The following is a 17,294-nucleotide window of genomic DNA, read 5'->3' as shown; positions in this document are numbered from 1 at the left end:
CACTGGTCAAGCCTAAGTAGCTAAATCTGTCTCTGTCAGACAGCCAGGTTTCATTAATTGCTTCGTTTTCTTTAGGTACTGCGCGCATCAACTCTTCACGGCGAATATGCAAATAGACATTTGAACCCAAACAATCATGGGGAGCCAAACTATCATGCTGAGTCATTTCCCAAGCTCTGGCAGTAAAGCGGTATGGTTTGGACGTCAGTGCACCCACCGGACACAGATCAATCACGTTGCCAGACACCTCTGAAACCAGGCTGTGCTGAATGTAAGTACTAATCTGCATTTTTTCACCGCGGCCTGTCGTACCTAATTCGGGTACTCCAGCCACTTCATCCCCAAAACGCACACAGCGAGTACAATGAATACAACGAGTCATTTCGGTAGCTATCAATGCGCCCAGATCATCGTCGGTGACAGAACGTTTGGTTTCTTCATACTCGGAAGCATCGTAACCAAATCCCATAGAGATATCTTGTAATTCACACTCGCCACCTTGATCGCAGATAGGACAATCCAAGGGGTGGTTGATTAACAAAAATTCCATGACTGCTTCTTGCGAACGAATGGCTTCTTCTGATTTTGTAAACACTTTCATGCCGTTAGTAATCGGCGTCGCACAAGCTGGTACAGGCTTGCGTCCGTTTTCAACTTGAACTAGGCACATACGACAGTTAGCTGCTACGGACAATTTCTTATGGTAGCAGAAACGTGGGATATAGATCCCCGCCTCATCAGCAACCTCGATGATCATTTTACCGTTTTCGACTTCAAATGTTTTACCGTCAATTTCAATGGTGGCCATTGTCTAAACCTTCTTCAATTATGCTGCGACGACCGAGCGTTTATGCTTAATGAAATAATCAAATTCATGATAAAAATGTTTTACGAAACTCTGTACCGGCCATGCAGCAGCTTCGCCAAGTGCACAGATAGTACGACCTTCAATTTTATCAGCAACGTTTACCAATTTTTCGATATCACCTGGTTCACCATGTCCTTCTTTGATTCGATGAATGAGACGAACCAGCCAGCCTGTACCTTCTCGACAGGGTGTACATTGTCCACAGGATTCGTCCATATAGAATTCAGAAATCCGATAAAGCGCATCAACCATGCAAGTGGTCTCATCCATTATGATTACTGCTCCGGAACCCAGGCCTGAACCCGCTTTTTGAATGCTGTCATAATCCATATCTAAATTCATCATGACATCACCAGGTAGTACTCGCATCGATGTTCCGCCAGGAATGACTGCCTTAATTTTTCTCCCTTCCCTAACACCGCCTGCCAATTCCAATAAGGTTTTAAACGGAGTACCTAAAGGTATCTCAAAATTGGCTGGGTTGTTAACGTGGCCACTCACGCTGAAACACTTCGTTCCCCCGTTATTGGGCTTACCTAGCTGGAGAAACCACTCGCCACCTTTTTCCATAATGACTGGAACGGAGGCAAATGTTTCCGTATTATTAATCGTTGTGGGTTTACCATAAAGGCCATAGTTGGCTGGGAAAGGGGGTTTAAATCGCGGCTGCCCTTTTTTACCTTCTAGAGAATTCAGCAACGCAGTTTCTTCACCACAAATATAAGCGCCCGCACCCAGATGGTTATAAAGATCAAAATCAACGCCTGAACCTAAAATATTTTTGCCTAACAACCCTGCGGCATAAGCCTCTTTCAATGCAGATTCAGTTTTTAGGAAGGGCTCCCAGAATTCACCACGAATATAATTGTAGCCTATGGTAGCACCCATCACATAGCCTGCAATGGCCATCCCTTCGATCAATTGATGCGGGTTGCGGCTTAAAATCTCGCGATCCTTACATGTACCTGGCTCTCCTTCATCAGAATTACATACCACGTATTTCTGGATTTGCGCATTACGATTCATAAAACTCCACTTCAAGCCGGTGGGAAATCCTGCCCCCCCACGGCCGCGTAAAGCAGATGTTTTCAATTCATCGATAATCTGTTGCGGCGGCGTCTGTTCTTTCAGAATACGCCGCCATGCACTATAACCGCCAATACTTTGATAGGCAGCCAAAGTCCATGGTTCTTGCAAATGGAAAGTACGGTAACAGACTTGATTTTGTTCAACCATGACAACCACCTCTATCATTCATTGGTATTGTTCCAAGACTTTATCAATTTTATCAGTGGTCAGATTCTCGTGATAATCTTTATCTACCTGCATCATTGGTGCATTTACACAAGCACCAAGGCATTCAACTGACCGTAACGTGTATCGACCATCGGCAGTAGTTTCACCCAACTTAATCCCTAGTTTTTTCTGCAAATGCTCCACAATCTTTGCTGAACCACAAAGTTTGCATGAAATATTAGTGCAGACATTTACCAAATGCCGTCCTGTAGGTTTAAGCTCATACATTGTATAAAAACTTGCCACCTCATAAACTGCAATAGCAGGCATCTCCAAATAATCTGCTACTGCATCCATGAGCTCAGGGGTTAACGACCCATGTTCCTCTTGTACAACCATCAATGCGCGCATCACAGCAGATTGCCTTTGGTCTGCAGGATACTTGGCGATCCAATGATCAATTTCATCCATACCCACAGATGAAACAAATTGACGAAGTAATTTAGCTGAATTCTCAGACATTCTTTCTAACCTTTAATACGTGTTAATAATGAGACCAAGCTCATTTAATCTATCGGTCAATCTCACCAAATACAATGTCTTGACTTGCCAGAATCGCAACACCATCAGCAAGCATATGCCCTTTCACCATTGCATCAAAGCTAGATAAGTGAGCAAACCCAGGCGCACGAATTTTCATACGATAGGGCTTGTTAGCACCATCTGACACCAAATAAATACCAAATTCACCTTTGGGAGCCTCAACCGCGCTGTAGACTTCCCCTTGTGGCAAACAAAACCCTTCGGTGAAAAGTTTAAAATGGTGAATCAATGCCTCCATATCATGCTTCATTTTTTCGCGCGTTGGTGGCGTAATCTTGTGATCATCAATTTTTTACCGGACCAGGATTATCACGCAACCATTCAATGCACTGCCTGATAATATTATTCGATTGCCGTAATTCTTCTACGCGTACAAGGTAGCGGTCATAGCAATCACCTGTTTTACCAACCGGTATATCAAAATCCACTTGATCATAAGCGGCATAAGGTTGCTTTTTACGCAAATCCCAAGCAATGCCTGAACCGCGAAGCATGGGTCCAGTAAATCCCCATTGTAATGCCTCTTCCGGTGAAACGACACCAATATCAACTGTACGCTGTTTCCAAATACGGTTATCAGTGAGTAAGGTTTCGTACTCATCGACACATTTTGGGAAACGTTCAGTAAAAGCCCACAGGAAATCCAATAAACTACCTTCTCGGTGAACATTCATTTTTTCAACTTCACGCTCATTATGCCAGCGCGAAGGTTTATACTTTGGCATCGTATTTGGTAAATCACGGGCTACACCGCCGGGGCGGTAATAAGTAGCATGCATGCGAGCACCAGAAACGGCCTCGTAGCAGTCGAATAAATCTTCGCGCTCACGGAAGCAATAGAGAAATACAGTCATTGCGCCGATATCTAAGGCAATAGCCCCTAACCAAAGCAGATGATTTAGTATACGAGTAACCTCGTCAAACATAGTACGAATGTACTTTGCTCGCAGAGGAATATCTATACCCAGTAATTTTTCCAGAGCAAGAACATAGGCGTGTTCATTACACATCATGGAAACATAATCAAGCCTATCCATGTAACCTATACTTTGTATGTAAGGCTTGGTTTCTACCAATTTTTCGGTAGCACGATGCAGTAATCCAATATGAGGGTCGGCGCGAGTAATGGTTTCACCTTCCAACTCAAGAACGAGGCGCAATACGCCGTGAGCTGCCGGATGTTGTGGACCAAAATTGAGCGTGTAATTCTTTAATTCAATCATTGCTCGCTCCGTTTTTATCAAGATAGCGATTGTCGTTTCGTATTACCTTAGGTACCAAAACTCTTGGTTCGATATCGACTGGTTCGTAAATTACTTTTTGCAGCTGCGCATCATAACGCATTTCTACGTGACCACTAAGTGGGAAATCTTTACGGAAGGGGTGACCAATAAATCCATAGTCAGTAAGAATTCGTCTTAGGTCAGGGTGATTTTCAAATAAAATCCCATATAAATCATAAGCCTCTCGCTCAAACCAATTTGCCCCCTTCCAAATATCATGTACAGAAGGAACAACTAAATGGGACTCCTCAACAAATGCTTTGACGCGCACTCGATGGTTCTTTTTAGTAGATAACAAATGATAAACAACTGCAAAACGAGGCTTGGTTAGCGCATAAGCTTTCGCTTCCTGTCGCTCAACGCCGCGCGAAAAACCACTCTCTGTTGCTGACTCTGTCTCCCAATCGTATTCGCCGTATAACAGATAGTCTACAGCGCACAAATCAATGAGTTGATCAAACAAAAATAATTCATGAATACACAGTTGCTGTAAGGTCGCCTTAAGCTTGCTAACCTCACACTCAAGAGTAATTTCATTGTTAGCTACACTAATCGAGGAAAACAAGCCATTCAATTCTGAAGTTAATATTTCAGCCAAATCGGTTAATTTTGTCATCTGATATGCACCTGTGCTGGTCTCAAGCCTCAATTATCTGTTTGCGCCTGATTTTGTTCTGGAGCTGAATAATGCCATAGAGAAGCGCCTCGGCAGTTGGCGGGCAACCCGGTACATACACATCAACTGGAACAATGCGGTCACAGCCTCTCACCACTGAATAGGAATAATGATAATAACCGCCGCCATTGGCGCAAGAGCCCATAGAAATAACCCATCGAGGCTCTGGCATCTGATCATATACTTTGCGTAGAGCGGGTGCCATTTTATTGCATAAAGTTCCGGCCACAATCATGACATCTGATTGCCGTGGACTAGGTCTAAAAATGATACCAAAACGATCCAAATCATAACGGGCAGCCCCGACATGCATCATTTCTACAGCACAACAGGCAAGACCGAAAGTCATAGGCCACATTGAACCGCTACGTGCCCAACCAAGCAGTTTATCCACCGAGGTTGTGACAAAGCCAGTTTTTTGCAATTCTGCAACCGCCATAGCAAGCCTCTAAATATTCTGAGTTAACAATAATAACGTGATGTTTGCTTTTCTACAAAGCGAAAACGTCTACTCCCATTCAAGAGCGCCCCGTTTCCATTCATAGATGAAGCCAATCACCAACAGGCCAAGAAAGATCATCATCGCAGAAAAACCAAACCATCCAATCTTGCGCAAAACCAAGGCCCAAGGAAAGAAAAAAGCCGTCTCTAAGTCGAATATGATAAATAGTATAGCAATTAGATAGAATCTTACATCAAAGGGTAAATGCGAACTTTCGAAAGCACCAAATCCACACTCATAAGGCGCATTTTTAGCAGAGTCAGGATTATGCTTTCCAAGCAAAGACCCCGCGGTCAGCATTGCAAGGCCTATAACAAGCCCGATTATAATAAAAATAAGTACAGGTACGTATTGTGATAGCATCATTTCACGTTGCTCGGATTAATGGTGCCGAAGGCCGGACTCGAACCGGCACGGCTTACGCCACCGCCCCCTCAAGACGGCGTGTCTACCAATTCCACCACTTCGGCATGTTAGTTATTATTTTCCGCTCTTACTGCTATCAACCGGTACTGGAATTTTATTTTCCGGCACACTGGTTTGATGAGGGATGACTTGTTGTTCCGATTTTTTATACTGCGTTGACACTATATAAGACAACGACAAACTAGTGACAAAGAAAGTCAGGGCTAAACCACCGGTTAATTTGAACAGGAAAGTACCTGTACCCTGGCTACCGAACACAGTGTTAGACGCTCCGGAACCAAATGCGGCACCGATATCGGCACCTTTACCATGCTGGATCAAAACCAAGCCGATTAAGACCAAAGCGACCAGCACATGAACCATTAAAATTAATTGATACATTTCAAGATATCCACAAACTGTTGAGCATTAAGGGATGCTCCACCAACTAAACCACCATCAACATCCGGCATTGCAAACAGCGAATGTGCGTTCTTTTCATTAACACTGCCACCGTAAACAATGGCTAAATTCTTCGCATCATCAGTATCAAATTCAGCAACCAAAGTCCTGATTGCAGAATGCACTTCTTGCACCTGCTCGGGCGAAGCCGTTTTTCCAGTTCCTATTGCCCATACCGGCTCATAAGCAACAACACACCCACTAAAACATTGCTTACCAACACTTGTCACTGCAAGTAATTGCCTGGCAAGAACCTCTTGGGTAAGACCTTGCTCACGCTCTGCAATAGTTTCGCCCACACAAAGAACCGGTATCATACCATGTTCTTTTACATGGTGGAATTTATCTGCAACAAATTTTTCATCTTCATTAAATAAGCGTCTACGCTCTGAATGCCCCACTAACACATATTGGCAGGCATAATCAGCAAGCATAGGACCGGATAATTCTCCGGTAAATGCTCCGGCATCTTTAGGGTAAACATTCTGAGCACCCCAGCTTATATCGCTACCCTGCAGATATTCTTTCACCAATGGCAGGTAAATAGCTGGCGGCATAACAACACATTGAGCTTCTAACGCCTCTCCCTGAGTAAGGGTCAGTAATTGTTGCAATAGAAGTTTTACCTGATCGTATCGACCATTCATTTTCCAATTACCGGCTACAATTTTTTTCCTCATTTGCCCCCCAAATCACCGTGCGGAATATACAACAAAGTACTTTGAAATCCTAGCGTTAGATTTTTTTATTAAACAGTACTCATTTCTTACTTTATTCCAAATCACCTGCCATCCAAATCTGATTAAAGTCATCTGCTCGAAAAGCGGTGCTAAATCAGATTGATTGACGCCTGTTCTCTCCACCATCTTCTGAGCTCAAGATGACGTAAAGGTGTGGCAAGCCTCTATTAATGCGGTGATTCAACGATCTTCTGCTCAATATGAATTATTTCAGCGCTTAACTGCTCGGCTTGCGATTTAACTTGGTGGCTATCAACACCTTCAACCATGACGCGTAATAAGGGCTCAGTTCCTGAAGGACGTAATAAAACACGCCCTTCACCTTGCAATTGATTGCTTAAGGCAGCAACCATTTCTAACACTCGTGGGTTTTCGGCCAGTGATGCTGCTCTTTCGGTTTAATATTGACCAATGATTGTGGAAGTAATTGGATACCCTCTACCAATTGTTGCAGGCTCTTTCCTTGTTTTACCATACAAGCCAATACCTGTAAGGCAGCAATTATACCATCCCCAGTGGTTGTTTTATCGAGGCAAACAATATGCCCTGAGGATTCGCCACCAATTTTCCATTCTTGTTTCTTGAGGGTTTCTAGCACATAACGATCGCCGACTTTCGTGCGCAAAAAGGGTATGCCCATCGCTGTAATTGCCTTCTCCAAACCATAATTACTCATTAGGGTCCCGACGACGCCACCTTGCAACAATCCTCTTTGAAACCGATCTTTAGCAATAATATAAATAACCTGATCTCCATCAATTATATTACCGGCAGCATCAATCATGATCAGCCGATCGCCATCGCCATCTAAAGCAATACCAAGATCTGCGCCTTTGGCTAAAACATGCCGTTTTAAGGCCTCTGGCTCTGTTGAACCACATTTCTGATTGATATTAAAACCATCCGGTTTATCACCAATAGTAATTACTTCCGCTCCGAGCTCGCTGAATACATTAGGAGCAATGTGATAAGTCGCGCCATTAGCACAATCCACCACTATTTTAAGACCCGACAAACGGGTCAGTGAAGGGATAGTCGATTTACAAAATTCAATATAACGACCAGGCGCATCATTAATACGCATAGCCTTCCCTAATTTCGCTGAAGCAACTGTTTGTAAAGGTTTTTCCATTTCAGCTTCAATTGCCAATTCCACCTCATCCGGTAATTTACTACCATCGGCAGAAAAGAATTTAATACCGTTATCTTCAAAAAGGTTATGTGAAGCACTTATTACTATTCCTGCATTAGCGCGCAAGGTTTGAGTAAGATAGGCAATCGCTGGCGTTGGCATTGGTCCTAGTAAGCTAACATCAACACCTGCCGCCGAAAGGCCAGCCTCCAGTGCTGATTCAAGCATATAGCCTGAGATACGCGTATCTTTTCCAATAATGACTTTTTTACGCTGCCCATTAGCAAGGACCCGCCCTACGGCCCATCCAAGCTTCAACATAAATTCTGGGTTAACATTGGATAAACCAACTTGTCCTCGAATCCCGTCCGTACCAAAATATTTTCGTTGATTCATCCGTATTTCCTCATTCGTTATTCTTTATCAGCCTGATGAATAGCGTGCATTGTTACTAAGGCCTGATATGTTTCAGCAACATCGTGAGTTCTAATAATTCCAACCCCTTGCAACATGGCAAAAAGAGCAATTGTTAATCCGCTGGCCAACCGTTCATTAACTGGCTTTCCCGTTAGATAGCCAAGTGTACTTTTGCGTGATGCACCAAGCATCAAGGGCAGGTTATGTTGCTTAAAGGCAGCAAGACGTTTAACCATGCGTAGATTATGCTCAGGTGACTTTCCAAAACCAAAGCCAGGATCAAGAATAAGGTGTTTACTTTTGATTCCAGCAGCAAGACAACACTCTACTCGTTGTTGAAAAAACAAGTTCACCTCATCCACAACATCCTTACTATAATGAGGACTATTTTGCATACTTTCAGGCTTACCCTGCATATGCATCAAACATACTGGAATGCCTAAAGTAGACACCACGTCCAAAGAGTCATTACCTGCTAACGCACTGATATCGTTAATCATGGAAGCACCAGCAGTAACTGCACTTGCCATGACTTCCGCTTTCGTCGTATCGATAGAGATGCACACGTCACTTTCCGCTCGCAACGCTTTGATTAAGGGAATTACTCTTGCCAATTCCTCGGCACTATCAACAGGCAAGGCACCAGGTCTTGAAGATTCCCCTCCGATATCAATAATATCGGCACCTTCTGCAATCATTTGTTTTGCGTGCGCAACCGCTTTTTGCGGCGCATTATAATACTGTCCACCATCTGAAAAAGAATCAGGGGTAATATTCAATACCCCCATAATCAAAGGTTTTCGCAGCCCTTCCGTCGTAGATGAGTGAAGCTCACACCATTGCTCAAACTGTTCTCTATTCACTCTATATATTTCTCAAAAAAATTCACCAAGCCCTTTACCAGCAGCTTGATGATTATAATGATTAAGATTAGGTTTAGTGTTCCCCAGCAGGATGGTCAACCGGTTTGCCATTTACCGGCTTTGATGTAGGATCTTCGCCCTTTTTATCCTTCTGAGTAGCCTTGGTTGCTTCCCAATCATCTGGCGGGGAAGGCTCACGCCCTGACATAATTTCCTGTATTTGCTTCGCATCAATAGTTTCATATTTAATCAAACCATCAGCCATCAAATGCAACTTATCCAGATTCATATTAAGAATTTCTTTAGCCCGTTGATAATTCCTATCTACAATCTGCCTGACTTCTTCGTCGATCTGTTGTGCTGTGCTGTCAGAAATTTCTTTATGCTGACTAACACTTCTACCGAGAAATACTTCACCTTCCTCTTCACCAAAGGTCAGCGGACCGAGCGTTGACAACCCCCAGGTTGTAACCATCTTACGAGCAATTTCAGTCGCACGCATAATGTCGTTTGATGCACCTGTCGTTACGTTTTCAACGCCAAAAATAATTTCTTCCGCAATACGACCACCAAACAAACTGGATAATTGGCTTTCCAAACGCCGTTTACTATGACTATAACGATCCTGCTCAGGCAGAAACATAGTCACTCCAAGTGCACGACCACGAGGAATAATGGTTACCTTATAGACAGGATCATGTTCAGGAACCAACAAGCCCACAATAGCGTGACCAGCTTCATGGTAGGCTGTTAATTTTTTCTCGTTCTCATCCATTACCATCGAACGCCGTTCAGCACCCATCATGATTTTATCTTTCGCTTTATCAAGCTCAATCATGCCTACTTTGCGCTTATTAGCACGCGCAGCAAATAACGCTGCTTCATTTACCAAATTCGCTAAATCTGCACCCGAAAAGCCTGGCGTGCCTCTAGCGATAGGCATTATTTCAACTTGCTTATCGATGGGTACTTTTTGTAAATGCACTTTCAAGATCTGCTCACGTCCACGAATATCCGGTAAAGGAACAACAACTTGGCGATCAAAACGACCAGGACGCAAAAGAGCAGGGTCGAGAACATCAGGTCTATTAGTCGCTGATACGACAATCACACCCTCATTGCCTTCAAAACCATCCATTTCTACCAGCAATTGGTTTAAGGTTTGTTCACGTTCATCGTGCCCCCCACCAAGTCCTGCACCACGATGCCTACCTACCGCATCAATTTCGTCGATAAAAATAATGCAAGGTGCATGTTTTTTGCCTGCTCAAACATATCGCGAACACGGGAAGCCCCGACACCCACAAACATTTCGACGAAGTCCGAACCAGAAATAGTGAAAAAAGGAACTTTTGCTTCGCCAGCAACGGCTTTCGCCAACAAAGTCTTACCTGTTCCTGGAGGACCGACCAATAAAACTCCACGCGGGATACGGCCACCAAGATTCTGAAATTTACTCGGATCACGTAGAAAATCGACAAGTTCTTTCACTTCTTCTTTAGCTTCATCAACACCAGCTACATCAGCAAAAGTAACTTTAACCTGATCTTCACCCAACAGGCGGGCACGTGAACGACCAAAAGACATTGCACCACGCCCACCGCCACCTTGCATTTGGCGCATAAAGAAAATCCAAACGCCAATTAAGAGAAGCATCGGGAACCAGTTGATAAATAAATGAAGCAAGAAACTTTCTTGTTGCTTTTCCTGACCGCTAACATCAACCTTTGATTTTAGCAATTCACCCAGCAAGGCATCATCTTGCATAGGCATATATGTCACAAAACGATGATTATTTTTGTTCACCCCTTTGATAATTTTATTATCCTCAATGGTGACGGAATTAACCGTGCCTTGCTCGACTTCTCTTAAAAACTGACTATAGGAGAGTTTCTCGGCGGAAGTATGGCGGGGGCCAAAATTACTGAATACGGAGACCAGCACAATTGCTATAATCAACCACAAAAATAAATTTTTTACCATGTCGTTCAAAGCATTAACCTCGATTGTGTCGTATTTCTACGACGTTAGAACGATAAAGTTACTATAAATTATAGCCCTTCGCCAGCAAATAGGTTTCTCGTGAACGGGCACGAGAAGCCGCAGGTTTACGAATGACCACTTTGTCAAATTGCCCGCGAGCTTGTTTTACGAGCTCGTCAAATCCTGTTCCGTGAAATATTTTCATGAGCAATGTACCTCCTGGTTTTAACATTTTATTGCCAAAATCGAAAGCAAGTTCTGCCAAATACATGGCACAGGGTATGTCTACGGCTGCCGAACCACTCATATTTGGGGCCATATCTGATAAAAGCAAGTCCACCCCACGCTCTGGTACTAAATCCATCAACTGTTGCAAGACGGCATCCTCACGAAAATCGCCCTGAATAAAATTCACGCCAGGCAAAGCATCCATCGACAATAGATCCAATGCAATAATGGTACCATGTCCATCTAATTTTTCAGTCACATACTGTGTCCAACCACCCGGCGCTGCGCCTAAATCAACAACTGTCATACCGGGGCGCAACAATCGCTCCTTCTCATCGACTTCTTTTAATTTGTATACAGCACGGCTACGGTACCCTTCAGCCTGGGCCTTTTTGACGTAAACATCATCAAAATGTTCTTGCAACCAGCGTTTACTACTTTTGGAACGAGGCATAACAATTACATCATTCAAAGAATTAGTGCATGATACTGAAATTTGCTACCTTTTCCCAGCAAAATGTGCAATAATTTGTCGTTTTAATAATCAGGATGGCCATTATGGACACTGCATTCAAACAATCTTTAAAGGCAAAGGCCCATCATTTAAAGCCAGTGGTCCTTTTAGGCGCTAAGGGACTTACACCTGCAGTCGTTGAAGAAACCAATATAGCGTTGCTGGCACATGAACTCATCAAAATTAAAATCGCTGGTGCTGAAAAAGAAGAGCGACAAAAAATGGCGGCTGAACTTTGCATGCAGTTGCATGCTGATTTAGTACAATTAATTGGCAACATAGCAATTATTTATCGCCAAAATGAAGAATAGCTCCGACTCAGGTTATCATAACCAGATGAAGCGGCGTGGTAGACGGGTGTAAAAAATTTTCTTGTCCCCAGAATTATCCCGCTTTATGAGAGGGCTCTAGCTTCGAGCTCCAGACAACACGAACTGGTCCTAACTTCGCTTCCTTACGTAGGACTTGCATCTCTCACAAGGTACGGAAAGTAGCTGTGAAAAACGTTGTGGGGATTTCTTAAACTTTATCTGCGTTAATCCAGTTTTACAATGCATTTCTTACCTCTATATCTACTTCCTTTAAATACAAACCTCTTTTTTGTTACATCTTATGGCGCGTCCTTCATCAATCACTTGTTTACACACCCATCTTATTTTGTCATCTCGCTTGCAAATGAGAATGATTATCATTTATATTGAATTCTATAGTCTAGTTTGGAGTGAAGAATGGCTTTAGCGCACAGTAATTTTCATGAATTAAGTCACCAATTACGTTTTCTCCTTTTTGAAGTAGGAATTGGTTTACCACAACGCGCTATTGAGCATTTTATCTCTTTTGCTCATCGCCAATGCTTGCAGCGTCTACAGCAGGCAGTCATAAAGGAGGGTCTTGTAGTAGAACCCATCGTCAGCCACCATGTGCATGATTTTCTCGACCAATTACAGGCAAAACTTAAAACCAATCAACCAGCTTCTGCCTTTTTTCACTGGCAGCGTTTACGAGACAACCTTGATGAATCAATTGCCAATGAGGCAATGGCGCAAGCTTATCACCAACGCTGGCAAGCAGAATTAAAGCGACAGGCGAAGGATTACACCAGTTTCTGGATGTGGTTAGGAGCCGAACACCATCGCCAAGACGCAGTACAACTGCTTGAACAGTGGGGCTGCCTCGGCCATCCCTACCATCCTCATTTTCGCGCCAAAATGGGATTCAGCCGTCGTGAAGTATTACAATACTCACCAGAATTTAATGCGCAAATCAGCCTGCATTGGTGTGCTCTACGCAAACAACAAATCCAGCTCACCACCAATCAAATCAACTACTCTGAATTTCTAGCCAATCAATTCCCCAAAGAATATAACCTGTGGCAAGAAAAACTGCGTTTTAAACAGGTTGATATCGCGGACTACTACCCTATTCCGATGCATCCCTGGCAATGGCGCAATCAAATACAAAACACCTTTTCTTCATTAATTGACAAGAAGGCATTGATTTTAATACCTCATCATCAATTGGTAAAACCATCCATGTCTTTTCGAACAATGATGCCACTAAGAGATAACGCTTGCCATATAGAATTTGCTTCTACAGCACGCACCGATCCGACATTATTATCAACTTCAACAACTGACAACTTCTCTTTTTCTGTATGGCTTAGCCAGTTACTACATCAGAATCAGCATTATCAACAAAGTCTTTTCCTTGCTGAAGAACTGGCAGGATTAAGCATCCAGAAGGAACCCTTTTCTACGACACAAGATAAACAATTTGTTTTAACCCTGCGTAAAAACCCGGACAATTTTCTGCGGCCGTGGCAAAAAATGGTTCCACTGGCGGCTCTTTTTGCGCAATCTCCCCTCAGTAATCTTCCTCTACTGATCGAGATTATTAATAGTAGCGGTTTAAACCCTATTGATTATTTTAGCTTGTACTGTCGCCAGGTTTTAACGGGCCAATTACATTTATTATTTCATTACGGTATTGCTCTCGAATCGCATCAACAAAATACACTTGTAATATTTACTGACAATAAACCAGAAGCACTAGTTATGCGGGAACAGACAAACGCCCTTGTTTGCATCAATCCCTGTTATCAACACGTGGTCAAACCTGTTTTTCATCCTGATTCGGCAATAACAACCGATAATTTAGCAGTACTCTGCCAACAATTTATTGAAGGTAATTTGCAAAATAATCTGGCTTATTGGCTGGGACTACTCCATCGTTATTTTTCTCTTAGGACAGAAAAGCTTTGGGGAGTAATTTATAGTGAACTGCAAACCACTTTAAAGACACTCGCCCCTACAGTTGAACCAGGCATTTTCAAGCAGCAAAGCCACCGCTTACTAGCAGAACCCTGGCACTACCACTGCCGATTGACTATGCTTCTAAATAATCGTAGCAGCCGTCTGCCTCAATCCATTACTAATCCCTTGTATGAATTTTATAACTAACTGTTTTTTGACGAAATAATTAAATTTCACCGGTCATGATTTAGCAAAATCCGGTCAGCTAACAACCTGTATAACCCAAAACCTTGGCACCCAGTTTCGTAAATAAACGGCAACAGCGTGACAGTCGCGAGACTATTGTATACACTTTACAACAAAATACCGTCACAAGCGCCAAGGCGCGTTGGCGTAACTTTAAGATAGACTGCTGCTGTCGGGACGGATGAAGGCATGTTAAATTTACCGTTTTACCCATGATACTAAAACATATACCGAATGCACTTACCTTATTTCGCTTGGTATTAATAGTGCCATTTTTGATGTTTCTTTACCAACAGGAATATGTAAATGCTTTTTACGCATTTCTGCTAGCCGGTCTAACCGACGGCATTGATGGTTGGTTGGCCAGACATTTTCACTGGCAAAGTTTTTTGGTTCATTCATCGATCCCTTGGCAGACAAATTGCTCATTGCATCGAGTTTTATTTCACTCGCTCTCATCGGGGAATTACCTTGGTGGCTGGTTATTTTGGTTTTCTTCGTGATTTAACCATCTCTATCGGTGTTATGGCTTGGTATTGGTTCATTCAGCGTAAACTGGATTTTGAACCAACCTTATTAAGCAAAATTAACACAACACTCCAGATAGCACTGGTCATTTCCTGTCTCTTTGAATTGGCTTTTTTGCTTTTGCACCTTATTTAATCAACGCACTCATTGCACTCACAGCACTAACCACGGCTGCCACTTATATTGATTATGTTTTTACCTGGGGCAGAAGAGCATGCTCAATCAATCATCTTGCCAAATGAATCGACAACTTGCCTTGGCAATTCAACTGAATGATGAAGCAACTTTAGCCGATTTTTGTTGGGGATCTAATACATTATTGCAACAACAATTAACAATGGCTCTACAAGGGAAAGGCGAACGCTTATTCACTATTTGGGGGAATCATGGTTGCGGTAAATCACATTTGCTACAAGCCTGTTGCCAGGCAATGAGTATTCATGCAGCAGCAACCATTTATCTGCCTTTGAAAATTCTTAAAGAATGGGGACCAGCGAGTATTGAAGGGATAGCAGAGCAAGATTTGATTGCTATCGATGATATCGAAGTGATAGCTAACGACAAAGCCTGGGAAGAAGCCCTGTTCCATCTCTACAATAAAGTGCGTGATAATGGAAAAACTATTCTGCTGATCACGACTCAACACCCACCAGCTTCTTCACTCATCCATTTGCCGGATCTTCGCTCTCGCCTTGCCTGGAGTTTGGTTGTGCAACTGAATGAGTTAGAAGATGATTTAAAAATCAAAACATTACAGCAACATGCAAGTAAACGCGGTTTTAAACTACCAATCAGTGTTGGACAGTTTCTGCTTAATCGTTGTGCACGTAACATGCATGATTTACATGCCATCCTTAATCAGTTGGATGAGGCCTCCCTAATCGCACAACGCAAAATTACTATCCCCTTTGTGAAGTCGATTTTAAGTATTTTGATCCATACTCTACATGTGAATACAGAATTAAACGCGCGTTATAGAGTCACCCTTTGAGATGATGATGGCACCAGTGTAGGAATAATACCAAGCAAATTGCCCTCTGAGGCTGATTTTTTAGTCTCGAAGCAGCATGAAAACCATAACGATTACCACTCAATTCTATAGCCTCATTAGCAACAGGTAATATTCTCATCTGGGAGATAGACTCTATTAAATCTTTATCTCTGACTACTTTCGGTAGGTCTTTCGGTTTTTCTATAGCACGAAGCTCTTTTTAAGGCCGCATTCTAAGAGTCGCAAATTTTCCTTTTCTTTAGCTACGACTTTTTCCCCGCAGAATACATCAATTTTTCTTGATCCAAGCCAACATAACTCGCAATAAGGTTTTCGATGCCTAGACGTTCGACATACCAATAAACACCAAAAGCCGCGACACCTGCTAAGAGACTCATGAAAATAATAGGTGGAAAACTAGAAGCAACCGCAGTGAAGCATAATTCGGCTATTTTTAAAGCGACCGTTTGACCAGCAAAAAACCACCGCTAAAAAGATAATGCCTGCTATAGCCGCTGTGACTGATTTTGCCGCTTGTAGAGCCGGACGGCTACCTAAGTTTTGCATCGTAAGGCGCGCTGTGTCCAAGTCACTCTGTTTTGCCTGTAACATTTTCACAAGATCAAGATTTTCCTGTAACACTTTTACAGACATATCTTCTTGCGTGAGGAGCTCATTAAGAACGTGCTCTCGAATCTTAGTAATTAATTTGACTTCCTTTAAATAAATATCCAGCAATTGCGGCGCGTTTTTATTTTTATTCCTAAATTTTTCGCAATTTCAACCAAATCAAAGGCACAAAATACAGTAATTGCAAGCAATGAAAAGACTGCGCCCGTAGCCAAAATGGCTGCTGGCGTGAGTGTAAACACTTCCAGCATTGCGGTAATACCATCAAAACCTTCGCAACCAAAAAAATGATTCCAGCTATCGCTAACAACCAATATTTTAACTTGTTAGACCAATTAATTACTTTCTTTTTATGTTGCTCTTTCTTGTCTAATAAGGTGTCATGTAAATCTTTTAATAGTGAAGCAGATAATGACTCAAGCAGAAATTCATTTTTCTTATCGCCTTGAGGCCTTGCCTTTAGGAAAGCCACCAGATCCGCTTGCTCAATAATACTTTTCTGCTCTGCCGCAACTAATATTGGGGGGAGAGATTGCATGTTGGCTAATTTAGCCATTAATTGCTTCGTTTTGTTGCTTAGAGCTATATTTCTCGCCACTTCATTACCTCAAATTAAATAAAATGGGGGATTCGCCGTTTAAGAGTAAATCGGCAACCAATGATAGCACCATAGTAATGGTGCTTTATTAAACAAAGATTAAGGATTTGTAACAATAGTGCAAATAATGAAGGATA

Annotated in this window: 18 protein-coding genes, 1 tRNA gene and 4 pseudogenes; 6 read left to right on the top strand and 17 right to left on the bottom strand. The window is 42.6% G+C overall.

Annotation, left to right across the window (positions count from 1 at the left end):
* From BN58_RS05005 to rlmE, 14 genes and pseudogenes are all read right to left on the bottom strand, one after another.
* On the bottom strand, positions 1-808 hold an 808-nt coding region (locus BN58_RS05005), incomplete at its 3' end, for a 2Fe-2S iron-sulfur cluster-binding protein (protein ID WP_019215909.1).
* Positions 809-826: 18 nt separating this feature from the next.
* The gene (nuoF, locus tag BN58_RS05000; RefSeq protein ID WP_026069267.1) at positions 827-2,104 is read right to left on the bottom strand and encodes an NADH-quinone oxidoreductase subunit NuoF; all 1,278 of its coding nucleotides are present in this window, start codon (positions 2,102-2,104) and stop codon (positions 827-829) included.
* Positions 2,105-2,122: 18 nt separating this feature from the next.
* Positions 2,123-2,626, bottom strand: a complete 504-nt coding sequence (gene nuoE / locus BN58_RS04995; protein ID WP_019215907.1) for an NADH-quinone oxidoreductase subunit NuoE — start codon at positions 2,624-2,626, stop codon at positions 2,123-2,125.
* Between the two features lie 49 nt (positions 2,627-2,675).
* Positions 2,676-3,930 (bottom strand): annotated as a pseudogene (locus BN58_RS22270) (NADH-quinone oxidoreductase subunit D).
* Positions 3,923-4,606, bottom strand: a complete 684-nt coding sequence (locus BN58_RS04985) for an NADH-quinone oxidoreductase subunit C (protein ID WP_026069266.1) — start codon at positions 4,604-4,606, stop codon at positions 3,923-3,925. The pseudogene BN58_RS22270 and the gene BN58_RS04985 overlap by 8 nt, the downstream one beginning before the upstream one ends.
* A gap of 22 nt (positions 4,607-4,628) precedes the next feature.
* The gene (locus tag BN58_RS04980; protein ID WP_019215905.1) at positions 4,629-5,105 is read right to left on the bottom strand and encodes a NuoB/complex I 20 kDa subunit family protein; all 477 of its coding nucleotides are present in this window, start codon (positions 5,103-5,105) and stop codon (positions 4,629-4,631) included.
* Positions 5,106-5,174: 69 nt separating this feature from the next.
* Positions 5,175-5,531, bottom strand: a complete 357-nt coding sequence (locus BN58_RS04975) for an NADH-quinone oxidoreductase subunit A (RefSeq protein ID WP_026069265.1) — start codon at positions 5,529-5,531, stop codon at positions 5,175-5,177.
* Positions 5,532-5,553: 22 nt separating this feature from the next.
* Positions 5,554-5,638, bottom strand: a tRNA-Leu gene (locus tag BN58_RS04970).
* 10 nt (positions 5,639-5,648) lie between these two features.
* The gene (gene secG / locus BN58_RS04965; RefSeq protein ID WP_019215903.1) at positions 5,649-5,975 is read right to left on the bottom strand and encodes a preprotein translocase subunit SecG; all 327 of its coding nucleotides are present in this window, start codon (positions 5,973-5,975) and stop codon (positions 5,649-5,651) included.
* Positions 5,963-6,715: a triose-phosphate isomerase gene (tpiA, locus tag BN58_RS04960; protein WP_019215902.1), complete on the bottom strand. Its 753-nt coding sequence runs from the start codon at positions 6,713-6,715 to the stop codon at positions 5,963-5,965. Before tpiA ends, secG begins: the two co-directional genes overlap by 13 nt.
* 227 nt (positions 6,716-6,942) lie before the next feature.
* Positions 6,943-8,303 (bottom strand): annotated as a pseudogene (gene glmM, locus BN58_RS22265) (phosphoglucosamine mutase).
* 17 nt (positions 8,304-8,320) lie between these two features.
* Positions 8,321-9,187 carry a dihydropteroate synthase gene (folP, locus tag BN58_RS04950; protein WP_019215901.1) on the bottom strand — a complete coding sequence of 289 codons (867 nt, stop codon included), beginning with the start codon at positions 9,185-9,187 and terminating at the stop codon, positions 8,321-8,323.
* Between the two features lie 73 nt (positions 9,188-9,260).
* Positions 9,261-11,170: pseudogene (gene ftsH, locus BN58_RS22260) on the bottom strand (ATP-dependent zinc metalloprotease FtsH).
* 61 nt (positions 11,171-11,231) lie between these two features.
* Positions 11,232-11,852, bottom strand: a complete 621-nt coding sequence (rlmE, locus tag BN58_RS04940) for a 23S rRNA (uridine(2552)-2'-O)-methyltransferase RlmE (protein ID WP_026069264.1) — start codon at positions 11,850-11,852, stop codon at positions 11,232-11,234.
* A gap of 104 nt (positions 11,853-11,956) precedes the next feature.
* Here rlmE and BN58_RS04935 point away from each other — a divergent pair, with 104 nt between their 5' ends.
* The 6 genes and pseudogenes from BN58_RS04935 (at position 11,957) to hda (ending at position 15,929) form a co-directional block, all read left to right on the top strand.
* The gene (locus BN58_RS04935) at positions 11,957-12,223 is read left to right on the top strand and encodes a YhbY family RNA-binding protein (protein ID WP_026069263.1); all 267 of its coding nucleotides are present in this window, start codon (positions 11,957-11,959) and stop codon (positions 12,221-12,223) included.
* Between the two features lie 417 nt (positions 12,224-12,640).
* The gene (locus tag BN58_RS04930) at positions 12,641-14,371 is read left to right on the top strand and encodes an IucA/IucC family protein (protein WP_019215897.1); all 1,731 of its coding nucleotides are present in this window, start codon (positions 12,641-12,643) and stop codon (positions 14,369-14,371) included.
* A gap of 251 nt (positions 14,372-14,622) precedes the next feature.
* Positions 14,623-14,736: pseudogene (locus BN58_RS36825) on the top strand (CDP-alcohol phosphatidyltransferase family protein); the annotation flags it as partial.
* A 29-nt stretch (positions 14,737-14,765) separates the two neighbouring features.
* The gene (locus BN58_RS32885; protein WP_332247930.1) at positions 14,766-14,918 is read left to right on the top strand and encodes a CDP-alcohol phosphatidyltransferase family protein; all 153 of its coding nucleotides are present in this window, start codon (positions 14,766-14,768) and stop codon (positions 14,916-14,918) included.
* Positions 14,882-15,073, top strand: coding sequence for a hypothetical protein (locus BN58_RS32880; protein WP_232220355.1), 192 nt, complete (start codon positions 14,882-14,884; stop codon positions 15,071-15,073). The genes BN58_RS32885 and BN58_RS32880 overlap by 37 nt, the downstream gene beginning before the upstream one ends.
* Before the next feature lie 103 nt (positions 15,074-15,176).
* Positions 15,177-15,929, top strand: coding sequence for a DnaA regulatory inactivator Hda (gene hda / locus BN58_RS22250; RefSeq protein WP_051131838.1), 753 nt, complete (start codon positions 15,177-15,179; stop codon positions 15,927-15,929).
* A 263-nt stretch (positions 15,930-16,192) separates the two neighbouring features.
* On the opposite strand, the gene BN58_RS35765 is transcribed toward hda, so the two are convergent.
* From BN58_RS35765 to BN58_RS28080, 3 genes are read right to left on the bottom strand one after another with little or no spacing between them, the layout of a single operon-like run.
* Positions 16,193-16,327: a hypothetical protein gene (locus tag BN58_RS35765; protein WP_019215895.1), complete on the bottom strand. Its 135-nt coding sequence runs from the start codon at positions 16,325-16,327 to the stop codon at positions 16,193-16,195.
* Positions 16,328-16,346: 19 nt separating this feature from the next.
* The gene (locus tag BN58_RS28085; protein WP_019215894.1) at positions 16,347-16,667 is read right to left on the bottom strand and encodes a hypothetical protein; all 321 of its coding nucleotides are present in this window, start codon (positions 16,665-16,667) and stop codon (positions 16,347-16,349) included.
* A 25-nt stretch (positions 16,668-16,692) separates the two neighbouring features.
* Positions 16,693-17,157, bottom strand: a complete 465-nt coding sequence (locus BN58_RS28080; RefSeq protein WP_026069261.1) for a hypothetical protein — start codon at positions 17,155-17,157, stop codon at positions 16,693-16,695.
* Between the last annotated feature and the right edge of the window lie 137 nt (positions 17,158-17,294).

It is taken from the genome of Legionella tunisiensis, assembly GCF_000308315.1.
In the GTDB taxonomy this organism is placed as follows: Bacteria; Pseudomonadota; Gammaproteobacteria; order Legionellales; family Legionellaceae; genus Tatlockia; species Tatlockia tunisiensis.
The sequence above is the reverse complement of the archived record's forward strand: the minus strand, read 5'-3'. Positions and strand labels throughout refer to the sequence as shown.

Excerpts from the sequence above, each read along its gene's own strand:
- rlmE (WP_026069264.1), bottom strand. The coding sequence starts at position 11,852 with ATGCCTCGTTCCAAAAGTAGTAAACGCTGGTTGCAAGAACATTTTGAT.
- BN58_RS04985 (WP_026069266.1), bottom strand. The coding sequence starts at position 4,606 with ATGACAAAATTAACCGATTTGGCTGAAATATTAACTTCAGAATTGAAT.
- BN58_RS04980 (WP_019215905.1), bottom strand. The coding sequence starts at position 5,105 with ATGGCGGTTGCAGAATTGCAAAAAACTGGCTTTGTCACAACCTCGGTG.
- BN58_RS04935 (WP_026069263.1), top strand. The coding sequence starts at position 11,957 with ATGGACACTGCATTCAAACAATCTTTAAAGGCAAAGGCCCATCATTTA.
- hda (WP_051131838.1), top strand. The coding sequence starts at position 15,177 with ATGAATCGACAACTTGCCTTGGCAATTCAACTGAATGATGAAGCAACT.
- nuoF (WP_026069267.1), bottom strand. The coding sequence starts at position 2,104 with ATGGTTGAACAAAATCAAGTCTGTTACCGTACTTTCCATTTGCAAGAA.
- tpiA (WP_019215902.1), bottom strand. The coding sequence starts at position 6,715 with ATGAGGAAAAAAATTGTAGCCGGTAATTGGAAAATGAATGGTCGATAC.
- nuoE (WP_019215907.1), bottom strand. The coding sequence starts at position 2,626 with ATGTCTGAGAATTCAGCTAAATTACTTCGTCAATTTGTTTCATCTGTG.
- BN58_RS04930 (WP_019215897.1), top strand. The coding sequence starts at position 12,641 with ATGGCTTTAGCGCACAGTAATTTTCATGAATTAAGTCACCAATTACGT.
- BN58_RS04975 (WP_026069265.1), bottom strand. The coding sequence starts at position 5,531 with ATGCTATCACAATACGTACCTGTACTTATTTTTATTATAATCGGGCTT.
- secG (WP_019215903.1), bottom strand. The coding sequence starts at position 5,975 with ATGTATCAATTAATTTTAATGGTTCATGTGCTGGTCGCTTTGGTCTTA.
- BN58_RS35765 (WP_019215895.1), bottom strand. The coding sequence starts at position 16,327 with ATGAGTCTCTTAGCAGGTGTCGCGGCTTTTGGTGTTTATTGGTATGTC.